Raw genomic sequence first — 19,373 nt, 5'->3', positions numbered from 1 at the left:
TCTCTTTTTTTCGTTGTGTGACATCCTCCGGCTCTCTGGCCTTCGCCTTGTTACTATAAAATACTTTTCTTTTAATGATTCATTACTTAATCATGATACCACTGGTTAATGTGGATGTAGATTCCTTCACACCTGCATTGCTGGCTGCATGATATCCACGCACACGGTAGTAGGTTCCTGATGGGACAAGGACGTTGAGCGTTTTACTCAGATTTGTCACATTATTTGCAGTATATTCCCAGTATTTATAAGTTCCGTAACTACCATTGACTTTTCGCTCCAAATACAGTGATAAATATACCTTGCTGCAAGACTTATGGCATTGTGTTAATCCACTAATACCAATCTCATGATCTGATATCCGCTGCACTTTAACATTTCCAAAACTTAAATTATTACTACGTGCTGGATTATACGCTGTATCTTCTGCATAATCTTCTGTGGTTTCCTCTTCAGTAATTGCATCCAAAATACTTACTTCCGCAAATACAGGGCTCACACTCATTCCTACCGATAAACCAACTGCCAGAGTAATCCCTAATAATTTTTTCCAGATATTCATTTCTCACTTCCCTTCGTTATGCAAACAACCCTTACATAACTATATACGTAAGAAATCGAAAAAAATCACTCTAAAATTTTATTTGTTTTAAAATTTCTTCTAATTTTTGTAATTCTATTTTTCCAATAAACTGATATGCAACATCTCCATAAGTCCAGCCAGCAGCATAAGTAGGCGAAGTATCGCCCTCTTCACCTATTTCATTTATGGATATTTCAATATTTTCCACCAACATTCTATCTATTTCTATTTTACTTCCACTTATACCGTTGATATTACTTGCGGTATCAGCATTTTGATTATCTATAAATAATACAATACTTTTTCCTTCATATGTATATTCCATCCATGCAGATGAAGTTGACATGCTAACTTCATATTTAAAAAACTCCATCCCATTCGGTCTATAAAAAAACTCTGGCACCTCAACTCCCAGTGTATCTTCAATATCCTGGATTGCCTCATACTCATCTGTATCAGCCTGTTCATTCGTCTTATCATTATCTACGACCACTCTGGTATCGTCCCCAGCCAGATAACGAATTCCCTCTATAAAATGATTGCGGTTTGCTTCGCTGCTCATACTTACCATAAAGATACTCAGCAGGCACACGCCCGCAATACCGGCAACTTTCCCCAGACGGACATGCCATTTTTTCTTTGCGGAAGTTTTTTTCTCCATAGCAACCACCTTGCCATGTCCGCTTTCCACTTCGGATACGGTATCTGTCGGTATTGACCTCTCTCTCTCAACTGTCGTTTCTCTCGTATCTTCCTCTGACAGCATTTCCTTCCCGGTTGCCACTTCTCCCTCTGATTCCGCTGCACTTTCCGAATCTGTGTCTTTATCGGTCTCCGTTTCGGTAACTTCTGCGACTTCGCTTTCTTCACGCACATCCGCAGTCCGGGCATCGTCCGCTTCCAGAAGTCCCTCTTCTCTCAGTCTCTGGTAGAAGCTGTCTCGGGATACCTTCAGTTCTTCTACTGTATCCAGATTATCCTCATATCGTCTGCCCTTCAGCAGGGATTCTTCAATGATGTCTGCCTCACTGTAAAATTCCTCTTCCAGCCACTGGCAGAATTTTTCATCATCATCCATATCCGGCATATTCAGGATTTCTTCTATTTCCTTGTCTTTCTGCTCATTTTCAAACATTTTTTTCATAATATTATCTCCTGCTACCTACAGTAGCGTAGCAACATCTTTTCTTGACAATTCTTCCCCGGTGGTTCATAGTTAAGATTAATAAAAAGATTTTTCAGGAGGAATTCCCTATGAAACATATCGTTCTCACCGGCGGTGGTACAGCCGGACACGTAACCCCAAACATCGCTCTGATCCCGACGCTCAAAGAAGCCGGTTATCAGATTTCCTATATCGGATCCTACGAAGGTATCGAACGCAAGCTGATCGAAGAACTTGGAATTCCCTATTACGGAATCTCCTCAGGCAAACTCAGACGTTACTTTGATCCTAAGAACTTTTCCGATCCTTTCCGGGTTTTAAAAGGGTTCCACGAAGCAAAAAAACTTCTTAAACAACTGAAACCCGATGTAGTATTTTCCAAGGGCGGCTTTGTCACCGTCCCGGTCGTGATCGCAGCCAAACGCTGCAAGATTCCAGCAATCATCCACGAGTCTGATATGACCCCCGGACTTGCCAACAAACTGTGTATTCCTTCCGCTGTCAAAGTATGCTGCAACTTCCCGGAAACCGTCAGTGCACTTCCGGCTGACAAGGCTGTCCTTACCGGTACACCGATCCGTCAGGAACTGTTAAACGGTGACAAAGAAGCCGGTCGCCAGTTCTGTGGTTTCAACTCTGACAAGCCGGTCCTGATGGTCATCGGCGGAAGCCTTGGTGCTGCCTCCGTAAACGATCATGTCCGCAAGATCCTGCCGGAGCTGCTCAAGGATTTCCAGGTGATCCATCTCTGCGGTAAAGGAAAAATGGATGAAAGCCTCAACGGCACTGCCGGATATGTTCAGTATGAATATATCAAACAGGAACTTCCGGATCTGTTTGCCCTGTCTGACGTGGTGATCTCCCGTGCAGGTGCCAATGCGATCTGTGAGATCCAGGCTCTCCACAAACCAAATCTTCTGATCCCGCTGTCCGCAAATGCCAGCCGCGGAGACCAGATCTTGAATGCCCGTTCCTTTGAAAAACAGGGATTCAGTATGGTTCTTGAGGAAGAAGAAATCACAAATCAGAAGCTTCTTGATACCCTTCATCATCTGTACGAAAACCGCCAGTCCTTCGAAGAAGCAATGTCCGGCGGCAGACAGATGGATTCCATCCATCATATCGTTTCTCTCATTGAGGAAAGTGTTTCAGCAAAATAACAGAATGCAGGCGGTTACTTCTTATGTGACTGCCTGCATAATTTTTCCATCTCTTCGATCATCCATGCTTTGGAACGAAGATTTCGATTATTTACATTATTTGTTGTAATTCCATATTCACTGGCTACCTCTGCGGCAGTCATTCTGTGCATCTTTGTCTTTAGCAGAATATCGTAATTCATCGGATTTCTTTTCTGAAGTCCCTCCAGTACAAGTTTCCGATATGCAGCTTCTTCCATACGAAGTATTTCTGCTTCTGGATTGTTTCTTTCGTCGGCGATCTCCCGCCCGTTCTCGTCCTCGATACTGCAAAATCTCTGTTTTGCAAGAGACTTTCTGAAATAATCGTTACATTTGTTGGTTGTTACCTTCAGCACCAGCTTCCTCAAACGATACCTGTTGGAATAATCCAAACGGTCTTTCAGTTTGAACAGTGATATAAAAACTTCCTGGCTGATATCCCTTGACAGTTCTTTGTCGCCGGTCATGCAAAAGGCAATATATGCTGAGAATCCCTGGTATTCATCATAGAAATCATCAAAATTCTCAATTATCATTGGTATTTATACTCTTTCGTTCAGGCTTTTACTTTTGTAAGAATTTCTTCTTTCATTTCATCTGTCAGCTCGCCCGGCTTCCAGGTAAGTCCTACCTGATCTCCCTCATAACGTGGAATCAGATGCATATGGAAATGAAATACAGTCTGACCTGCAATTTCTCCGTTGTTCTGAACAATATTGAAGCCGTCACAGTTTAATCCGTCTCTGAGCTTCGTTGCCATATGTTTGGCAAGAATCATCGCTTTGCCAGCTGTTTCATCCGGAAGTTCATAAATATTGGCTGCGTGAGACTTCGGAAGAATCAGTGCATGTCCTTTGCTGGCCGGTCCCAGATCCAGGATCACACGGAAATCCTGATCCTCATATAAGGTCGCTGAAGGAATTTCTCCATTCGCAATTTTGCAGAAAATACAATTTTCCATAATATCTGTTCCTCCTTCAAATTCTTTAATTTTCGCCATTTTTTCGCATACATTGTCTCGTATTTCCTCGATGTTTTCAATACGAAATTTGTTGATTCCTGTATCTCGTATGTTACACTTTCCATGAGGTGACAGATTATGCAGGAAAAAAACATTATAGAACAGCAGAAAAAAGACTTTCTTTCGACACTCTCCACATTTTCACATGAGATACGAAATCCCCTCGCATTGATCACAGGAGAAATGCAGATGTTGTCTGATTCCCATCCCCAACTGTGCTTTGATGAGCACTGGGACAACATTATGGACAATCTGAATTATATCCGTGAGATTCTGGATGAACTCTCCAGATATCAGAATGCCGGACGCCTTTCCCTTGTACCAGTGGATGCAGGCATCTGTCTGCAGCATATCGCAGCTTCCTTTCGTCCGGCTCTGGATTACCTTGGAATCACACTGGAGACTGACATCCCTCTGGACCTTCCCCAGGTCCCTCTGGATCAGACCAAGATCCGTCAGGCTCTGTTTAATCTTCTTCGTAATGCACAGGAGTCCATTCAGCATTCACATGGCAAAATCCAGATTTCCGCTTCTGCTGTTTCAGATGGTATCCGTCTTGTCATCCGCGACAATGGCTGCGGTATGACTGCGCAGCAGATGGAACATGTTTTTCACCCCTTCGTAACCTACAAGCCCGGAGGCACAGGTCTCGGGCTTGCTGTCACCCGGCAGATCATCGAAGCACATCATGGCACCCTGGATGTACAGAGTACCGTCGACGAAGGAACTACTTTTTATATCTTTCTTCCATGTGACGGATGATAGAGCAGGATTGCAAGCAGGAAACCGGACACCATGCCTCCGACATGAGCCACATTGTCCACTCCGGTACTTGTAAAGCCAAAATAGAGGGAAAAAGCTGCCATGATCAATATCTGTTTCATGGACAGATCACCAAGCCATCCCCTGTTGCGGATGACCACATAGATCATGGCTCCCATAACTGCAAATACCGCACCGGATGCACCTGCAGACACTGCAAATTCCTGCGTCCGCAGTTCCAGATACAAAGAGATCACATTTCCAAGGAGCCCTCCCAGAAGATAGATCAGCAGAAAACGGATCTTACCGATCACCCGTTCCAGACGACTTCCAAGTACAAACAGCACCAGCATGTTATTTGCCAGATGTTCAATTCCAAAATGCAGAAACATGCAGGTAAACAGCCGGTAGATTTCTCCGTTCTGAATGATCATAGGCGTATATGCCGCACCACAGTCCAGCATATGCATGGTATTCTGCGAACTTCCCGTAAATTCTACTGCAAGAAATACCAGAATATTCACCAGAAGCAACAGCGCCGTCACCGGCTCTTTGCGTAATTCTTCCACAGACTTCTCTCCAATCTTTCCAGAGAGCCACAGCAGCTCTCTGTTTTTGGTCTATTCTATCAGAAGTATTTTCCCATGACAAGTTTACACAATCCTGTAAAACGTCAGATTTCCACTGTATTTGCGAAATTCCCACTGTTCTCCGCTATCTCAGAAATATATAACGTGCCTGTGCAAAATCCACCTGATCTTCGTCCTGAAGCTGATACTCTTCTTCCGGTTTCAGCATACGTCCGTTTACAGAGGTTCCGTTTCGGGAATTCAGATCCATCAGATAATATTCCTCCTCACATTTGCGTATTCTCGCATGGATACGACTGATCGTAGGAAGCGGAATCACCGCATCTGATGCATTTTCAAGTTTGCCGATCACTGTTAGTTCCTTCTCCAGATAGATCGGTGCCAGTTCTCCCGGTTCCCGGCTGACCAGACTTGCGCTCCCCCGCATCTGTGCGGCAGACAGCACCACCGTTTCACCGTACCGCCCGTCATCATCCTGAAACCTGTTCTCTGTCTCCGTTTGAACTTTCTCTGTCTGAATTTTTTCTTTTATGATTTTTTCCACATTCTTACTCAGTAGTATTTCCGGAGGCTTTTCCTCACATACAAAATTGTCTGTCGGTTTTAAATCCTGTTGTGGTACATCGGTCACAGTCGGCATCCTCTGGTCCTTTTCCAGTTCTCGCTGCACCTTTTTTCTCCATTCCGCAGTCTGCGCTTTCTTTCTTTTTTTCTTTTCTGCAATACGCATGCACACAGCTCCTGCCGCCAGCAGTACAATAGCCGCTGCGATCACCAGTTCCACAGGAATTCCAGGAATATATCCCAGATATCCCGCTGCCACGATTCCCAGCAAAAATAACACGCCACCGGCGCATCCGGCCGCCCACTTCCAGATATTTTCTTTTTTATTTTCCAGCTGGATTTCTTCTGCAGGTCTCTCCGGATCTGGTTTTTTCTCTGCTGTATCCGTACACTCTGCCACCAGCCCTTTCTCTTCGTTCTTTACTTCCTGCTCTTTTTCTCTGTTGTTCTGTGTCTTATAAACAGCTTCCTTAATGTGTTCCAGCTGCAGTCCCGGTTCCATTGCCCGTCGATAGATCCCATATCCCAGATCGACTGCTTCAGGATCTTCATGATCCAGTTTGGGCAAAAAATACTCCGTCAGCTGTCGAAACTGTTCCTGCACCGGATGCTGATATCCCGGAAGACAGCAGAAATATACCTTCCTTGCCTCCACATCCAGAAACATATATTCCGGACAAAGCACAAGCTGTCCCGGATCCACAAGATATTCCGCCAGCTCCTCCATAATCTGCAGAAATCCACGGAGCAGCATTGCCAGATCCCCTCCCTTCAGTTTCTTCTGTTCATAAAAAGAAGCTACTGACTGTCTGGAAGTAATATCATAATAAAACAGCTGTTTCCCGTCCAGCCCCTGTATCCTGCATTTCAATACGGATGGAATGCTGTTCCCCGTCAGCATCCTCACCTGATAGGATGCGGTATTGATATCTGATTCTCCATGAAGGATCAGATAATTGTGACTGACATCTCTTTTATACTCTGCATACATTGTTCAATCCTCTGTCTCTATTATAATTTCTGAAGCTGCTTTGGCTTTGCGGATCCACTCCGCCGGACAGATGATCTTTGCACTTCCCTCTGCCCGGAGCGGCCATTGAAAACCTCCATAAGCAACTATCGTATCTGCCTGATACGTGACATGAACCTCTTTGCCTGCCTTTACCTGACACTGCAGATTTTCTGCACCGAAGAATCCTACATTTCCAAGTTCCTGACCTCTGGCAAAGGCAGTCGCATATGTCTGTCCGTTTTTTCGTACACCTTCCATACTTCCTGCCAGTGACGCCTCACAGGCTGCCGCCGTCAGCCATGCCCGATTATGCACAAAGAACGACAGATACAGAACTCCCATGACCGTCACCAGGATGATTGCCATCACACATGCGGCTTCGATCGTAAAACTGCCCTTTCTCCTGCTTTTTTGTCTCGTTTTCATAGCAATATCCCTCCCAGGTATCCGGCAAACAGAAACGGCACCAGTGGGATTTCTGTTTTGCGTCCCTTTTTACAGATCACAAGAAGGATTCCGGCTGCTCCCGCTGCCAGCAGCATTCCTCCACACACTGTTTTTATAAAGATATCCGTAGTCAGCATAGCTCCCAGTGCAAGCAGAAACCATGCATCTCCCATCCCTACTTCTCCCCGGCTCCATACGCTGACTGCCAGAAGCATCAGACCGATTCCCAACGGGATAAGGAAATCCAGCAGATTTCTCTTTTGCCAGATGCTGATCCCGATTCCTGCTGTCCCATATGCTGCCGTCAATACAAGGGAAATCTCTTTGGTCTTCCAGTCCTTCCAACTGCTGAACGCCAGAAATCCAAGCGTGATCCATTCTGTGATACCCATCCTGTCTGTCTCCTCTCTATCCACAGCTGCTGCAGGCATGCATACTTCCAACCTGCGAAAGTTTCACCAGTTTTACTGTACGTTTTAGACCGCTGCACGTCGCAAGATTGTGATAACGATTCCCACCGGAAGTGATATATACAGCCCCGGAAGGTTTCTGATTCCTGCTGCATGTTTCACAGGGACTGTATTTTTCTCCACTGTTATTCCGAAGTCCTGCTACAGATGCTCCGGAAACCTGATTAATGGATACATTAAGATAACGACATCCTGTCTTTCGATGATATACGGAACCGGATGCAGTCACATAGACCATTTCTTCCGATTCTGTCTTTCCATCCCCGCCTTTTGAAAACTCCGCCCCTGTCCAGGCATGTACTTTTACTGTATTATGCATCCATACCGCCGGCAAAGGAATCAGCCCGCCAACCGGTGTATATCTGTACACATCCGGCAAAGTAATTTCTTCCGGACCACTGCCATCCAGCACATAAGCATACATTCCGGCTTCTTTTGTCCGTTCGCACAAAGTCTGTAAATGTTCCGTCTGAATCCGATAGATATCCATAAAGGAGATCATTGTGACCATCCCAAGGAAAAACAACGGCAGCACCAGTGCGGTTTCTACCGCCAGGCTTGCCCTCCTGTATCTCTGAAACAAGGCACACAAAGACACTTTTTCAGAAGGGTTACGTAAGGTCCTGACTATCGGGGAAGTCACAAACCTTCTGCACAGAGAGCGTATCCTTTCTTTTTTATTTCTGTCTATCCTTTTTTCATTCCCATTTTTATGTATTGCCTTCTGAAAAAGCATCTTTCTGCACCTCTTTTCTCAGGCGGTCCTGCGACCGCCCTTTTTATGTATAACTATATTGTCTTGTGACTGTAAACGTCTGTTTCTTATTTGCCCTGATATCTACGGATGCCTCAATCGCTTCGATACAGCAGTCCAGACGAAAATCTTCCCGTCCTCCGCAACCGCGAATCTCAGCTTCGATCATATCCATGCCTCTTCCTAACTGTTCTGCTTTGGAACGGGCCAGAAGCAGGACCTGAAGATAATCTTCATAGGACATCCCACCCTCCGTATCCCGTCTCTGACTGTCCAGATTTTCCAGAAGTTTCGGCAGATTTTCCAGAGAAAGCTGCCAGTCTGCAGCGGTCTTCACAAGCGGCACTCTGCCGCCATGAAACAGCTCTCTGAGATCCAGAACACTCTCTGCAAAAGACCAGCAGAGGATCAGTGCCGCTTCAATAATAAATGCTGCCGGTGCGATCAGAAAAGTGGCTGCTATCGCCAGCGCCAGTGCATGGATCTGCGTCATCCTGGCACTGTTTCCCATCAGACAGGAGACATTGATCCCTTCTCTTATCAGAAGCAGGCGCTTTGCCACCGCCTGCAGATTTTCACGGTCACTGTACCTGCCACCAAGAAGATATTCCAGCTGGTACTGCAGTCCGGTTTTGGATGGTTTTCTGTAGCTGCCCAGATGATCCATCAGGTACTGCTGAAAAAGAACTTTTGAAGTACCGGAAGAATCCCGGACAACTGTCTGCGGAAGAGCCATACCCTGCTGGAGTTTTCTTCCGGAAAGCAGATCTTTATGTGAGATAGCTGCATCAGAAATCCCATTCGCAGCCGGCACCACCAGATCCAGCAGACTCATACGCCGGATCCTCTGTATCACAGGGATCGGATTGACTACCTGCGGTTTTGCCGCGCCATCCGAAAACTCTCCGGAATCCCCACCGGCATCTATTCCAAAATCTCCTGTATTTTCATCTCTGGCCGCCGCTTCTGCTTCCTGGCTTTTCTGTGCTGCAGAATCCATCTCTGTCTCATAATTTTTCAGAGTGTCTCCATTCTCCGCCTGTTTGCCGTTTTCTTCTGCCTGTCTGACTTTTTCTTCTTTATTTTTATAGCGTTTCAGAAGATTCTGGATTCCCTGACTTCCAAGTGTATCCTTCATATAGGTCACTGCCTGCTGAAAAAACACTTCACCGTCCTCATCCGTAGCAAGTCGATATCCGGTAAAACCGCCCTGCTTTACAGACAGCTTCTGACTGTTCTGACGAAGGACCGGTTTCATATAAGATTCCAGATTGTCATAGACTGCTGCAAGATTCAGTTCACTTCCGCCCTGTCCTCCATCCAGAAAAAAGAGGTCATACTCTTTCAGAAGGAAAGGGTCATATTGCCCGAACAGAGAATAAAGTCCGATATCCATACTGTTCAGAATCTGTGTCCTGGCTGCTGCCGCCTGCACAGACTGAATGCTTGCTGTGACCAGCGACAGCAGAAGACTCAGTATCAGCGCCAGAAAAACAGTGATACTTCCTTTTTTCTCCATAGGCCTTCTCCTCTCTTTCTCAGATAGAATTGCTCTGTTTTGTGATCTTGCTTAAAATTGCCTGTACCAGATTCGTCAGCTGCTCTTTAAAAATAATGACCAGACTGATCAGTACCACCAATATCAGAATAATCTCCACAACACCTACTGCATCTTCTTCCTGCCAGAATTCCTCTGCTGTTCTCAGATAATCTCTCATACACATAAGCTCCCTTCTTTCCCTGTTTTCCGTTTATCCATAGAAAGACAGAAACGCGGGGATCATGATAATCGCCATCACCACTGCCAGCATCATGATCATCGGCACAAGCAGTTTTGTCGCCGCTGTTTCTCCCAGCACTCTCGCCTTTCTTTTTCTTTCATCCCACGCTTCCAGTGCCTCTTTTTCCAGAAGATCCGCCATCCTGTGACCACCTTTCTGCAGATTCTGGACCAGAATCGTGGAAAATGTCTTATACTTCATCTGTCCGCACCGTTCACCAAATCTCCGATATGCTTCGACTTCAGCTACACCACTGTCCATTTCGTGACATGCAGTGATCATGGCTTCATATGCGAACCGTTCTGTACCATGCCGGCTTCTCATATAATCTGTGCTGATCTTCTGAAATGCCCGCCGTACCGTCATTCCCGCCTGAACCAGCAGCGTAAACTTCATGATCAGTGACGGATAATCCATCAGAAGCTGTTCTGCTCGCTTTGCCAGCTCTTCCTGTTGTTCCCGGGCTTTTTTGAGCAGGAGGACAAATGCCGCAAACAGTGCCAGTGATGCCAGAAGTGTCCCGGTATTATCTCCGTTTTTCTGCCATTGCAGAGACTTTCCATCCCATTTATCCGGCAGATAATAATAATCCGGATCCTGCTTCTGCAGATTGTACTTCTCGATCACTTCCCTGAGTTCTCTCTGCCTCTGTTCCTCTTCACTCTCTGTGGTCTTTGTCTCCGGCTCATCCTGTGCTTCTTCTGTTTCTTTTTCCGGAATCTGTACAGCAAAGTCTTCCGGTTCTCCACCATCCACAGTGACCTCCAGATTTTCTGTATACGCTGCATCAGGATTCTTTTCCAGGCGGTATCCCTCCGGATAGATCTCCGCTCTTCCACTGGTAAACGTCAGTGTCATTCCAAGCAGATTGCCGCAGACGGCAACCATCAGAAACAGACGGATGCTTTCTCTGTCTGCAATGCCGTCGAGCCGGAGCCACCCTGCCTTCCAGACGATCACGGTTCCGAAGACCAGACCAAAAATAATCAGATGTACCCACATATTCTTTTCTCCTACATGCAGTCCCTAAACCTCAATATCCACGATCTTATGTCCGAGCCAGTATGACAGCCCATAGATGCCAAGGCATAACGTCATCGCACAGATTCCAAACGGATTTCCATAGAGGACTCCCAGAAATCCCGGCGAAGTCAGTTTCAGATACAGAATGATCCCAGCCGGCATAAAGCTCATGATCACCTGTTCTGCTTTTTTTGCCGCCAGTGTCGTCTCGATCTCTTTGCGGACATCGATCTTGTCTCCCAGCATCCTTGCAGAAGTCTGGATGATCCGGTTCATATCACCACCAGTCCTCTTCGCGGTATAGAACACCGCGGCAAAATTCTCCATATCTTCAATCCCTGACCGGTCGCCCAGACTCAGGAACAATTCTTCTACCGGAACGCTGACTTTTAGCTGTGTTTCTATATAATGAAATTCCTGTACGATATCCGCGTCACCGGAATACAGACGCTCCAGGTCTCTGGAACAGGCAGCCACGGCATTCTCTACAGAATATCCAGCCTGTACAGCAACACTCAGTGCGTTCAGTGCATCTTTGAACTGATAGTTCAGTGTCTTTTTCCGTTCCCGGATCAGACTTTTCTTTTTGATCTTCATAAAAAAAATTCCCGCCGGAGCTGCCAGAAGCATCATCCAGATATTCTGATAGAAAAGATAATCCAGAATACTGCAGAGAAGCAGACACTGAAAAAGATATTTCAGAACTTCAACTGCCGTAAAATGATATTCTTCATAATTCTGTTTCATATTGTCACCCCTGCCCGGATCAGTTTTTCACGGTTCAGAAGGGGCGCTGTCTGTACCAGCCCTTTGCCTTCCTGCCACCGGTAAAGTGTCCGGGTCCTGATCTCATGATCCTCAAATCCGCATATTTCCGTGATTTCAAGCACCTTGCGACTTTTGTCTCTCATTCTTCCCAGATGAATGAGGATATCCACGCCGGAAGCAATCTGTCTCCGTATCGCTTCCAGCGGAAGATCCACTCCCATCAATGTCATGGTTTCCAGACGTGACAGCATATCCTCTGCAGAGTTTGCGTGTGCCGTACTGAGGCTTCCGTCATGCCCGGTATTCAGCGCCTGCAGCATGTCCACCGCCTCTCCGCCACGCACTTCCCCCACCACGATCCTGTCCGGTCGCATACGGAGTGCTGTCCGTATCAGATCCCGGATCGTGATCGAAGATGCACCTTCAGTATTTGCCATTTTTGCTTCCAGACGGACCAGGTTCTGTATTCCCTGAATCTTGAGTTCTGCATTGTCCTCTATGGTGATAAGTCTCTCATCACTGGGTATAAAATTGGACAGTGCACTCAGAAATGTGGTCTTTCCACTTCCCGTTCCTCCTCCGATCACTATGGAATACCGTGCTTTTACAAGGGCTTTTAAAAATTCCGCACATTCTGCGGGCAGGCTTCCCAGCGCAATCAGTTTTTCCATCGTGATCGGCGTGTCCGGAAAACGACGGATCGTCAGGATCGGACCATTCAGGGCAACCGGACGGATCACCGCATTTACTCTGGCTCCGTTATCAAGACGGGCATCCACGATAGGCATTGCTTCGTTGACCACCCGGTTACACTTTCCTACGATCTGCTGAATCACATCTTCCAGCTTTTCTCCTGAAGTAAACGTCTTTTCCCATTTCCTGAGTCTTCCGTTCTGTTCTACAAAAATAGCATCCGGACCATTGACCATGATCTCTGTCACTGTGTCATCTTCGATCAGTTCCTGCAGGACATCCAGCTTCCTGACAGAATGAAACAATGCCTGCCGGAGCTGTACCTTTTCCTTAAGAGAGAGTCCGGAATCTCTCATTTTTTCCAGGATCAACGTGTCAATCTCCTCCAGAATCTCTTCATCCGTCAGTTCTCTTGCCAGATCCAGCTTCTCCATCAAAAGAGCACGCAGCATCTGGAAATTTGCCCGGCTCATGCAGAGTCCTTTCCGAGCAGCTCCCTCACGTAATCGCCCAACGGTCCCCAGATCAACTGTTCCGGCTTAAAAGCTTCTGCTTCCGCAAAGTCTTTCTGGTCATATGGAAGATTCAAACGTACAAGACGCGTCAGAACCTGTGCATAATCCCGTACTCCGAGAAGTTCTTCGAACTGCCGCAGTTTGCACTGAGACATGCGGTCTGTCTTTACCGGCAGATAAACTGTAGTGCACAGATCCAGCATCTGAAATACTTCTTCGATCCCATTACCAATATCGATCACCACTGCTTCATATGCACTGTGCAGCACAAGTTCCTGAAAAAGATATTCCCAGTCCTGCCAGGAAGTTCCTCTGATATCTTCGGGCGACTGTACCGGCGGGAGGAAATCCACCTGTCCCATACTCTGGAGCATACTGTTCATCTTTACGATCAGACCTGTGCGCCCCTGCTTCACAAAATAGAGCAGGTCACTGAGGGTATGTGGAAATTTTTTCTGCAGAAGCTCCTCAAAACCGGAATATTCTTCCAGATTCAGATACAGGACCGTTTTTTCTCTTGCCAGGATCTGTGCAAGTGTCAGGGCAAAAAGAGTCTGCATGCATCCTCCCAACGGCGAATATACCCCCAGTATTTCCGTCGTCTTCTTCAACACCGGAGACTGCACAGGAAGGATCGCCTTCTCCGCTCCGTAACATGCCATGACTTCACGCACAATATCCGAGGATGCCTGATATTTGTATACACCAGTGTACTTCTCAAGCCCTTCCGGTCTGTTTCCTTCTGTCAGGATCACGATCTTACCGATTTCCAGTTCTCCGACCTCCCGGCACATGGCTTCCGAAGAAATCAACAGCAACTCTACGGGATTCTTCTTCGCATATGCCACCAGACTTTCCACACTGGTAAACGCCTGAATCTCAAAGGGGATATTTCGTTTCTGATTCAGATAGTCCATAAAATTGCAGGCATATTCTGCTTCCAGATCACAGACTGCAAAAATTTGTTTTTTCAATACATACCTCCCATATAAAGCATCACACTCATAAAGATCGGAACCGTGAAATGAATATTCTCTGTCACAGCTCCCTTTTGAAAGTAAGGGGCTCTTCTGCCTGTCCATATAAATGCCAGAAGATACTCCGCAAAACGCTGTAATCTCTGTCGAAAATTTCCGCAAAAGATTACCACTGCAAGCGAGATTCCCGCGCCTGCCACAAAGGCAAACCAGATGCACCACAGAACCGCACCCGGTCCCATGATCCCGCCAAGCGCACAGAATAGTTTGATATCTCCCGCGCCAAGCATGCGAAAATAAAACATCCAGCCAAGGACCAGCAATGGAAGTCCTGCCCCTGCGATAAAAAATGCAGCTCCGTTCCATCCGCCACGCCACAGTTCATATAAAAATCCTGTCAGCAATGACCAGAGGATCCAGCCGTTTTTTATCTTCATTTCGTAAAGATCCATCAGTACAGCAACTCCGGCTGTTGTCAGCAACAGCATCTGACCGATGACAATACCTATCACGCTCCTTTCTGTCTGTAATTTTGATCAAAAATGGGATGTTCCGTCTGACTTGACGGTATGAATACCAGAAGATTTCTGGTGAGTCCTATTATAGAACGCTTCGTTCGCTTTTGTAAAGAAAATTCGTTCGTCAAATTATCTGCTTTTCTGACACGCGGAGTTATTGCACATTCGCATTTACTTCTGTATAATAAAATTCAGTATCATAAGGGAGGCTTTTTCATGGAAAAAAATATTAAAAAAATCGAAGATATGTCGCTGAATGCATGGCCATCCCACAAAATGGAGCTTTATGATGGCTGGATCCTGCGATTTTCTTATTTCTATACCCACCGTACCAACAGTGTGGAACAATTTGGAACGTCCACTCTTCCATGGCGTGAAAAGGTTTCCTATTGCGAAAATGTATACAAACGACTTGGTTCCCCGGCAATCTTCAAGATCAGTCCTCTGGTCTCGCCGGATTTTGATTATACTCTGGAAAACCGCGGCTATGAGATTCAGCATGTTACAGAAGTTATGACACTGCATCTGAATGATGCCTGCCTGGATTTTCCATATCCCAATGTCACCATCACAGATGAGATTCCAGATATCTGGATCACAAGCCTTTTTGATCTCAAGGGAATGACAAATCCGATCCACCGTGCCGTTGTTCCATCTATGTATCGCGCGATTCCCAAAGAAACCATCTGTGCATCCATCTGGAAAGAGGGAAAGATCATCGCCACCGGACTTGGTATCCTTGACCGTGATTATATCGGTATCTACGCGATCCATGTCAAAGAAAAGTATCGCGAACATGGTTATGCCCGCCAGATCTGTACTGCCCTTCTCACGGAAGGCATGAAAAAAGGCGCACAGAATGCATATCTTCAGGTCGTACAGGGCAACACTGCCGCCAAACGCCTGTATGCATCACTTGGTTTTACTGATGTTTATACTTACTGGTTCCGCGTACAGCCGGAATCAGCCAGCCAGAAAGGAGTCTCATGAAAAAACTACTGGCGATCTGTATCGGATCCCTTTTCCTCACCACATTGTCCGGTTGTGCCCCGGGTGATGTTATCGATCGTTTTTCCACATCTGATACCGCAGAAATTCAGGATATCCACCCGGAAAGCACGCGTGTATACATGGATGAGATTCGCGGTACTCTTCAGGATTTTAACGGAAACCAACTTACCATTCTTAGTGATTCCTCCAACTATATATTCGATGTCTCTCAGGCAACGCTGGAATGTCAGGATGGGATGATCACCGGGGATGCCATCAGCGTGATCTATGAAGGGCAGCTGAACAGTACAGATACCGGTGCCGTCCGTGCCCTCAAGGTCGCAGACGATTATCATGAAACGACGGAGCTCGAAGAAAAGACAACCCGCGGGCAGGTACAGAGTCTGACCGCCAACTCAATCACTGTCAAATCCAAGGGCGGCAAAACCGTAACTTTTCCTGTGACCGGTACAGAGCAGTATTATCAGTCCGGTCTCAAAGCCGGTGTCTGGGTATACCTGCATTACAAAGGCGAGTTCGGTTCTGCACATGCCGATGACCCCAACCTGCTGGATGGTTCTCATATGAAAATATTCAGTGTCTCTGACATTGATCCTCTGAAAGTCCCTGATCCGACACCGACACCAGATTCCGCAAAGAACAAAGATCAGGAAAAACAAAAAGAAAATACCCTGCGTGCTGTGATCCGCAACATCCAGACAAATGTTCTGCAGGTTTCTGCAGAGAACTCTTCTGACACCCTGAATCTGGATATATCCAAAATTCCCTGTTATTTCAGCGGCGGCATCGAATCAGGTTCCCATGTAAATATTACATATACCGGCGATTTTGACGGTTCCTCTCTGGAAGGCATTACGATTCTCGGCATCACCGGAGAAATTCCGGAAAACTTAAGCGACCGCAGTACCGGATTCACCATATCCGGAGATATCGCCGCTTCCACCGCCAATACCATCACACTCCTGACTTATGATGGAATGTATGTCACCTGCAATACCGAAAATGCCTCCAACGTATCCACCGGTGGTCTTCTGTCCGGCAGCTCTGTCAAAATCACCTTTAATCCTGCCGACTCCAGACAGTCCAATATATACCAGGCACTGAAAATAGAAGACCTGTAAGAACATCTTACAGGCCTTCTTTTTCTCTATATATTCTATTTTGTATCTGCGTTTCCACACATTTTACTTTCTCCGGAATCTTTCCCGAATTTCCTGTTCTCCGCTATACAGCCAGTCCTTTACTTCTGTCGTGTTTCCCAGAATCTGACAGAAAGCTTCGTATTCCTGGCGGACAGCCGTTCCATGAGGAACCATATAAGCGCCGGCATCACTTCCGACTGCAACTTTTGCTTTTTTCTGATATGCCAGGCTGACCATTTTTTCTGCCTGGCGGATGATCGGCCTGAGAACTGCATCCTCAAAACGACCAGCTCCGATCAGATTACGGACAGTTACAAGTGTTGGAACCCACACAGTGTGACTGTCTGCCAGCATGGAAATCGCCTCTTCATCCATGTAATTTCCATGCTCCAGGCTGTCTACGCCAGCTTCAATCGCAGCCTTTACTCCGTACACTCCATTGGTATGACTCATGACTGCAAAACCCTCTTCATGTGCAATATGTACCATCTCTCTGACTTCTTCCGCATCCAGAGGTGTTCCTGTCACTTTTCCATGATCTCTGAAATCCAGAAGGCCGGTCGTCATGATCTTGATAAAATCCGCGCCCTCTTTTTTTGCCTCCACTACTCTCTGGTGAAATTCTTTCAGGTTATCAAATCCACGTCCGACGATCGAACCATAATGTCCGTTTTTATGTACAGCAAAAATCGGTGTCCGATAATCGATCCCATATTCCGGAGCCAGTCGTGCAGCAAGTTTTGAGACTCCGTAAGGATCTCCTCCGTCCCGCACAAAATGTACCTCTGCCTCCTGATATTTTTCCAGACACGCACGCACAGCGGCTTCATCCGGTTTCTCTCTGTGCTGCAGCACTGCCTGACGATAATTTGTACCATTCATCAGCACATGCGCATGACATTCTCCAAACATCTGTGCCACCTCATCATTGTTTGAAAAACTGACGGATCTCTTCTTCAGATGCTTTGACAGAACCCTGTACAAAGAATGGCTTGCCGCCTCCGCGTCCATTAAGTGCTGCATTCATTTCCTTTGTAAACTGGCGCAGATCACCATTCACTTCTCCGATCGCATATTTGTAGCTTCCGTCTCCATTATCAGAAAACACTGCACAACAGCCACTGCATTTCTGCATCACAGCATCTGCCATCCTTCGAACCTGATCAGCTTCCAGTCCCTCATTAAAAAGAAGAACACTTCCTGCGCCTTCCCATTTCTGTGCCTCTGCTGTACACAGCTCATCAAACATATGATTTACCTGACCTTTCAGGCGGAAGTTTTCATCCTGCAGACGGGTTACTGCTGCCGCGGTTTCACCAATCTTTGCAGAAAGTTTCACGGATACCTGGCGATTTTGATCATTGACCATATTCAGATAATCCATGACTCTTTTTCCACAGATCATTGTCAGTCGGATTCCTTCATGGAAATTTTCAACTGTCAGGATCTTGACTGCCCCGATCTCTCCGGTATGTGTCACATGTGTTCCACAGCAGGCACAGAGATCAGATCCCGGGAAACGTACCAGACGCACCTGACCGGTCAGTTCCTTTTTGCTTCGATAATCCAGTTTATCCAATTCTTCTCTGGATGGATAAGTAATCTCCACTTCACTGTTTTCCCAGATCTTACGGTTCGTCTCTGCCTCGATCTCAGCAAGCTGAGCCTCTGTCAGTACACCGCTTAAATCCACCGTGATCACATCACTGCTCATATGAAATCCGACATTATCATAGCCATAAGCTTCATGTACCAGACCGCTGACAATATGCTCGCCGGAATGCTGCTGCATCAGGTCAAATCTTCTGTCCCAGTCAATCTTTCCGGTCACTTCGCTGCCAGCTTCGATCGCCTCTTTTGTATAATGGATGATCTCTCCATTTTTTTCATGTACTTCCAGGACCTCCACCTTATCAAGCGTCCCCAGATCATATGGCTGTCCGCCGCCTTCCGGATAAAAAGCTGTCTGATCCAGAACGATCTCATAACCCTTTTTTCCTTCTCTGCATTCCAGAACTTTTGCAGTAAATTCTTTTGTATATACATCTTCATAATACAATTTTCTTGTCTCACTCATGACGTCGTTACCCTCTTTCCTGCTCTTTTTATATTTCCACTGTATTTTCAGAAGCTGTACAGACTTCTTGTGTCTCCATTGCCCCAAAAAGATTATCTTTTTCGCACTTTAGTATAACACAGCTTCAGTTTCCTGAACAGAAAATCCAGCGTACAAAATCAATTTTCTGCACCAGAAAACCTTTTACCGCAACGAAAAAAGGGGCTGTCGGTTAATAATGATTTTTAACAACATCAGCTCCAAATAAAATTATCCCGGCAAGTACAAGGCTTTTATGCTTGCAGCTTGTGCGGGATAGTTTTATTTTAACGAACAGTTT

General features: G+C 46.2%; 22 protein-coding genes. 4 read left to right on the top strand and 18 right to left on the bottom strand.

Annotation, left to right across the window (positions count from 1 at the left end):
* Window positions 1-82: 82 nt before the first annotated feature.
* Together KQI91_RS14815 and KQI91_RS14810 are read right to left on the bottom strand one after the other, a co-directional pair.
* Window positions 83-562: a DUF6147 family protein gene (locus tag KQI91_RS14815; RefSeq protein WP_216393535.1), complete on the bottom strand. Its 480-nt coding sequence runs from the start codon at window positions 560-562 to the stop codon at window positions 83-85.
* A 70-nt stretch (window positions 563-632) separates the two neighbouring features.
* Window positions 633-1,727, bottom strand: coding sequence for a DUF4367 domain-containing protein (locus tag KQI91_RS14810; RefSeq protein WP_216393534.1), 1,095 nt, complete (start codon window positions 1,725-1,727; stop codon window positions 633-635).
* 110 nt (window positions 1,728-1,837) lie between these two features.
* Between KQI91_RS14810 and KQI91_RS14805 the strand changes: the two genes are divergently transcribed.
* Window positions 1,838-2,908 (top strand): undecaprenyldiphospho-muramoylpentapeptide beta-N-acetylglucosaminyltransferase, encoded by a 1,071-nt coding sequence (locus KQI91_RS14805; RefSeq protein WP_216393533.1) that lies wholly within the window; start codon window positions 1,838-1,840, stop codon window positions 2,906-2,908.
* A gap of 14 nt (window positions 2,909-2,922) precedes the next feature.
* Here the strand turns inward: KQI91_RS14805 and KQI91_RS14800 are convergent, their stop codons facing one another.
* Window positions 2,923-3,465, bottom strand: coding sequence for an RNA polymerase sigma factor (locus KQI91_RS14800; RefSeq protein ID WP_216393532.1), 543 nt, complete (start codon window positions 3,463-3,465; stop codon window positions 2,923-2,925).
* Window positions 3,466-3,485: 20 nt separating this feature from the next.
* Window positions 3,486-3,890 carry an HIT family protein gene (locus KQI91_RS14795; RefSeq protein ID WP_216393531.1) on the bottom strand — a complete coding sequence of 135 codons (405 nt, stop codon included), beginning with the start codon at window positions 3,888-3,890 and terminating at the stop codon, window positions 3,486-3,488.
* Between the two features lie 138 nt (window positions 3,891-4,028).
* Between KQI91_RS14795 and KQI91_RS14790 the strand changes: the two genes are divergently transcribed.
* Complete coding sequence (locus tag KQI91_RS14790) at window positions 4,029-4,712, top strand: sensor histidine kinase (protein ID WP_216393530.1); 684 nt, start codon at window positions 4,029-4,031, stop codon at window positions 4,710-4,712.
* Here the strand turns inward: KQI91_RS14790 and KQI91_RS14785 are convergent.
* From KQI91_RS14785 to KQI91_RS14730, 12 genes are all read right to left on the bottom strand, one after another.
* Complete coding sequence (locus KQI91_RS14785) at window positions 4,685-5,281, bottom strand: rhomboid family intramembrane serine protease (protein WP_330654594.1); 597 nt, start codon at window positions 5,279-5,281, stop codon at window positions 4,685-4,687. The genes KQI91_RS14790 and KQI91_RS14785 overlap by 28 nt on opposite strands.
* Before the next feature lie 145 nt (window positions 5,282-5,426).
* Window positions 5,427-6,857: a DUF6382 domain-containing protein gene (locus KQI91_RS14780; protein ID WP_216393529.1), complete on the bottom strand. Its 1,431-nt coding sequence runs from the start codon at window positions 6,855-6,857 to the stop codon at window positions 5,427-5,429.
* 3 nt (window positions 6,858-6,860) lie between these two features.
* A complete protein-coding gene (locus tag KQI91_RS14775) occupies window positions 6,861-7,304 on the bottom strand; it encodes a TadE/TadG family type IV pilus assembly protein (protein ID WP_216393528.1) in 444 nt (147 codons plus the stop codon).
* Window positions 7,301-7,717, bottom strand: a complete 417-nt coding sequence (locus KQI91_RS14770) for a prepilin peptidase (RefSeq protein WP_253288639.1) — start codon at window positions 7,715-7,717, stop codon at window positions 7,301-7,303. The genes KQI91_RS14775 and KQI91_RS14770 overlap by 4 nt, the downstream gene beginning before the upstream one ends.
* Before the next feature lie 16 nt (window positions 7,718-7,733).
* Window positions 7,734-8,378, bottom strand: a complete 645-nt coding sequence (locus tag KQI91_RS14765; protein ID WP_253288638.1) for a TadE/TadG family type IV pilus assembly protein — start codon at window positions 8,376-8,378, stop codon at window positions 7,734-7,736.
* Window positions 8,379-8,574: 196 nt separating this feature from the next.
* Complete coding sequence (locus KQI91_RS14760; protein ID WP_216393525.1) at window positions 8,575-10,068, bottom strand: DUF5702 domain-containing protein; 1,494 nt, start codon at window positions 10,066-10,068, stop codon at window positions 8,575-8,577.
* Window positions 10,069-10,087: 19 nt separating this feature from the next.
* Window positions 10,088-10,267 carry a Flp1 family type IVb pilin gene (locus KQI91_RS14755; protein WP_216393524.1) on the bottom strand — a complete coding sequence of 60 codons (180 nt, stop codon included), beginning with the start codon at window positions 10,265-10,267 and terminating at the stop codon, window positions 10,088-10,090.
* A 33-nt stretch (window positions 10,268-10,300) separates the two neighbouring features.
* Window positions 10,301-11,332, bottom strand: coding sequence for a type II secretion system F family protein (locus KQI91_RS14750; protein ID WP_216393523.1), 1,032 nt, complete (start codon window positions 11,330-11,332; stop codon window positions 10,301-10,303).
* 24 nt (window positions 11,333-11,356) lie between these two features.
* The gene (locus tag KQI91_RS14745) at window positions 11,357-12,100 is read right to left on the bottom strand and encodes a type II secretion system F family protein (protein ID WP_216393522.1); all 744 of its coding nucleotides are present in this window, start codon (window positions 12,098-12,100) and stop codon (window positions 11,357-11,359) included.
* Window positions 12,097-13,287, bottom strand: coding sequence for a CpaF family protein (locus KQI91_RS14740; RefSeq protein ID WP_216393521.1), 1,191 nt, complete (start codon window positions 13,285-13,287; stop codon window positions 12,097-12,099). Before KQI91_RS14740 ends, KQI91_RS14745 begins: the two co-directional genes overlap by 4 nt.
* A complete protein-coding gene (locus tag KQI91_RS14735) occupies window positions 13,284-14,303 on the bottom strand; it encodes a hypothetical protein (RefSeq protein WP_253288635.1) in 1,020 nt (339 codons plus the stop codon). Before KQI91_RS14735 ends, KQI91_RS14740 begins: the two co-directional genes overlap by 4 nt.
* Window positions 14,300-14,818 carry a prepilin peptidase gene (locus KQI91_RS14730; protein WP_330654593.1) on the bottom strand — a complete coding sequence of 173 codons (519 nt, stop codon included), beginning with the start codon at window positions 14,816-14,818 and terminating at the stop codon, window positions 14,300-14,302. The genes KQI91_RS14735 and KQI91_RS14730 overlap by 4 nt, the downstream gene beginning before the upstream one ends.
* 222 nt (window positions 14,819-15,040) lie before the next feature.
* Here KQI91_RS14730 and KQI91_RS14725 point away from each other — a divergent pair, with 222 nt between their 5' ends.
* Window positions 15,041-15,814 carry a GNAT family N-acetyltransferase gene (locus KQI91_RS14725; RefSeq protein ID WP_216393520.1) on the top strand — a complete coding sequence of 258 codons (774 nt, stop codon included), beginning with the start codon at window positions 15,041-15,043 and terminating at the stop codon, window positions 15,812-15,814.
* The gene (locus tag KQI91_RS14720) at window positions 15,811-16,956 is read left to right on the top strand and encodes a hypothetical protein (RefSeq protein WP_216393519.1); all 1,146 of its coding nucleotides are present in this window, start codon (window positions 15,811-15,813) and stop codon (window positions 16,954-16,956) included. The genes KQI91_RS14725 and KQI91_RS14720 overlap by 4 nt, the downstream gene beginning before the upstream one ends.
* A 63-nt stretch (window positions 16,957-17,019) precedes the next feature.
* Here the strand turns inward: KQI91_RS14720 and KQI91_RS14715 are convergent, their stop codons facing one another.
* Together KQI91_RS14715 and KQI91_RS14710 are read right to left on the bottom strand one after the other, a co-directional pair.
* Window positions 17,020-17,889: an amidohydrolase family protein gene (locus KQI91_RS14715; RefSeq protein WP_216393518.1), complete on the bottom strand. Its 870-nt coding sequence runs from the start codon at window positions 17,887-17,889 to the stop codon at window positions 17,020-17,022.
* A 13-nt stretch (window positions 17,890-17,902) separates the two neighbouring features.
* On the bottom strand, window positions 17,903-19,141 hold the full coding sequence (locus KQI91_RS14710; protein ID WP_330654592.1) for an alanyl-tRNA editing protein: 1,239 nt from the start codon (window positions 19,139-19,141) through the stop codon (window positions 17,903-17,905).
* Window positions 19,142-19,373: the final 232 nt, after the last annotated feature.

Source organism: Blautia sp. MSJ-19 (assembly GCF_018918125.1).
Lineage (GTDB): Bacteria > Bacillota > Clostridia > Lachnospirales > Lachnospiraceae > Blautia_A.
The sequence above is the reverse complement of the archived record's forward strand: the minus strand, read 5'-3'. Positions and strand labels throughout refer to the sequence as shown.

Excerpts from the sequence above, each read along its gene's own strand:
- KQI91_RS14810 (WP_216393534.1), bottom strand. The coding sequence starts at position 1,727 with ATGAAAAAAATGTTTGAAAATGAGCAGAAAGACAAGGAAATAGAAGAA.
- KQI91_RS14720 (WP_216393519.1), top strand. The coding sequence starts at position 15,811 with ATGAAAAAACTACTGGCGATCTGTATCGGATCCCTTTTCCTCACCACA.
- KQI91_RS14760 (WP_216393525.1), bottom strand. The coding sequence starts at position 10,068 with ATGGAGAAAAAAGGAAGTATCACTGTTTTTCTGGCGCTGATACTGAGT.
- KQI91_RS14775 (WP_216393528.1), bottom strand. The coding sequence starts at position 7,304 with ATGAAAACGAGACAAAAAAGCAGGAGAAAGGGCAGTTTTACGATCGAA.
- KQI91_RS14755 (WP_216393524.1), bottom strand. The coding sequence starts at position 10,267 with ATGAGAGATTATCTGAGAACAGCAGAGGAATTCTGGCAGGAAGAAGAT.
- KQI91_RS14790 (WP_216393530.1), top strand. The coding sequence starts at position 4,029 with ATGCAGGAAAAAAACATTATAGAACAGCAGAAAAAAGACTTTCTTTCG.
- KQI91_RS14805 (WP_216393533.1), top strand. The coding sequence starts at position 1,838 with ATGAAACATATCGTTCTCACCGGCGGTGGTACAGCCGGACACGTAACC.
- KQI91_RS14715 (WP_216393518.1), bottom strand. The coding sequence starts at position 17,889 with ATGTTTGGAGAATGTCATGCGCATGTGCTGATGAATGGTACAAATTAT.
- KQI91_RS14750 (WP_216393523.1), bottom strand. The coding sequence starts at position 11,332 with ATGTGGGTACATCTGATTATTTTTGGTCTGGTCTTCGGAACCGTGATC.
- KQI91_RS14780 (WP_216393529.1), bottom strand. The coding sequence starts at position 6,857 with ATGTATGCAGAGTATAAAAGAGATGTCAGTCACAATTATCTGATCCTT.
- KQI91_RS14740 (WP_216393521.1), bottom strand. The coding sequence starts at position 13,287 with ATGAGCCGGGCAAATTTCCAGATGCTGCGTGCTCTTTTGATGGAGAAG.
- KQI91_RS14815 (WP_216393535.1), bottom strand. The coding sequence starts at position 562 with ATGAATATCTGGAAAAAATTATTAGGGATTACTCTGGCAGTTGGTTTA.
- KQI91_RS14800 (WP_216393532.1), bottom strand. The coding sequence starts at position 3,465 with ATGATAATTGAGAATTTTGATGATTTCTATGATGAATACCAGGGATTC.
- KQI91_RS14725 (WP_216393520.1), top strand. The coding sequence starts at position 15,041 with ATGGAAAAAAATATTAAAAAAATCGAAGATATGTCGCTGAATGCATGG.
- KQI91_RS14795 (WP_216393531.1), bottom strand. The coding sequence starts at position 3,890 with ATGGAAAATTGTATTTTCTGCAAAATTGCGAATGGAGAAATTCCTTCA.
- KQI91_RS14770 (WP_253288639.1), bottom strand. The coding sequence starts at position 7,717 with ATGGGTATCACAGAATGGATCACGCTTGGATTTCTGGCGTTCAGCAGT.
- KQI91_RS14745 (WP_216393522.1), bottom strand. The coding sequence starts at position 12,100 with ATGAAACAGAATTATGAAGAATATCATTTTACGGCAGTTGAAGTTCTG.